Source organism: uncultured Shewanella sp. (assembly GCF_947501665.1).
GTDB lineage: Bacteria > Pseudomonadota > Gammaproteobacteria > Enterobacterales > Shewanellaceae > Shewanella.
On the sequence record NZ_CANMWS010000070.1, the window covers coordinates 1 to 1515 of the forward strand.

3 protein-coding genes are annotated in these 1515 nt (G+C 43.0%); all 3 read left to right on the plus strand.

The features are described from left to right. The coding region (locus Q0976_RS23915; RefSeq protein WP_299497366.1) for a pentapeptide repeat-containing protein at positions 1-219 on the plus strand (219 nt) is incomplete at its 5' end. Beyond that, on the plus strand, positions 212-1306 hold the full coding sequence (locus Q0976_RS23920) for a pentapeptide repeat-containing protein (protein ID WP_299497368.1): 1095 nt from the start codon (positions 212-214) through the stop codon (positions 1304-1306). The genes Q0976_RS23915 and Q0976_RS23920, both read left to right, overlap by 8 nt. Further along, a partial coding sequence (locus tag Q0976_RS23925) for a hypothetical protein (protein ID WP_299497370.1) occupies positions 1307-1515 on the plus strand: 209 nt, incomplete at its 3' end. It abuts the gene before it with no gap.

A 1515-nucleotide genomic window follows, 5' to 3' on the forward strand; every position in this document is an offset into this window, starting at 1 on the left:
GCTCAGTGTCTTCGCAGTAATTTTAATGGCGCGCATTTTAAGGCGGTTAATGCGATACAAACCAATTTCATGCGCTCAATTTTTACTAATAGCACCTTAGACAGAGTGTGTTTTTATAATGGTGACTTATTTAAAACCACTTTTGGTAATACCCAAATCAAGGGCTGTAACTTTAAAGCGACCTTGCTAGAAAATAATGAGGACGTTATTTATGGATAATTATCAGCAGAGTCAGTGGGTGGCGCAAGAAAAGGGGCCGGTTGGGCCTGAGCAAGCGCTGCAAGATAAAGTGCTCCATGAAAAAGTGCAATTTGAAGGGGAAGATTGGCAAGGGTTTGCGTTAAGCAAAGTGGTTTTTACTGATTGCCATTTTACCCATGTGAATTTCAGCCAGAGTCAATTATCACAATGCTCGTTTAAGGGATGTGAGTTTATTGGGTGCGATTTCAGTGAAGCGACATTGGATGGGGTGATTATTGATGGCTGTGTATTACACCAAGTGTCATTGATAAAATCGGTGTTAAAGCAAGTGTTGTTTACCGAGAGTCGCTTAACGGAAGTCGGATTGGCTAGCTCTCATCAGCACTTAACCTTATATACCAAGACGGAGGTGAGGCAAGCTGATTTTGAGCAGGCTCAGCTTAGGGCGTGTTGTTTTACAGGGGCGCAGCTCAATGAGATTAATTTTACGCAAACGCAGATGTTTAAATGTGTGTTTGATGACACAAAATGCAGTGATATGTTGTTTTCCAAAACGGCCATCGAAAAGTCGGCGTTTCTGGAAGTGGACTTACGCAGCAGTCAGTTTATTGATGTGAACTTTTATGCGGTGCAGCTCAATGACTGTCAACTTGAATTAGTGGACTTATCTTACAGTCGATTAGAGAGTTGTTATTTTATGAACAGTCAAATGCAAGGTGCCAAGTTAGTGGGTATTAAAGGGGCGCATGCGGTGTTTATGGGAGCGGATTTAAGAGAAAGTGACTTTAGTGATGCGTATTTGCTGGGCAGTTGTTTTGAGAATGCAGACGTGTCTTATGCAAAGATGAGTAATGCGGTGTTATCGCAATCGAATTGGGTAAAGGTGATTGCGCTTCATACGAATTTCATTAATGTTTCAGCAGAGTATATTGATTTATCTTACGGTGATGTGTCTTATGCCAATTTTAGCCGCGCGAATGTGATGACAGCGAAGCGGCATTGCTTAGTGGATAAACAGTGTGACTGGTCAAGTGCGAATACGTTAGGTGCCACGGGCACGGATTTGAATTGGGCGGAAGCCGAATATTGGTCAACGGAGATTTAAGTGATGAATTCAATGTCTTTATCAAACGCAACAGATTTTCATGAATTATACCTGACCACAGGTACGGTGGTGTCTTGTGGTGTTCAGGAGGGGGTTGTCGGGGATACAGTGGGTGCGCAGACTTATCAAATACGGACTCATCAAGGAGAGGTGAAGGCGCAATTGGCGGCAAGTTGTTTGCTTGTGGCAAATGAAGGTGATGTGTGCTC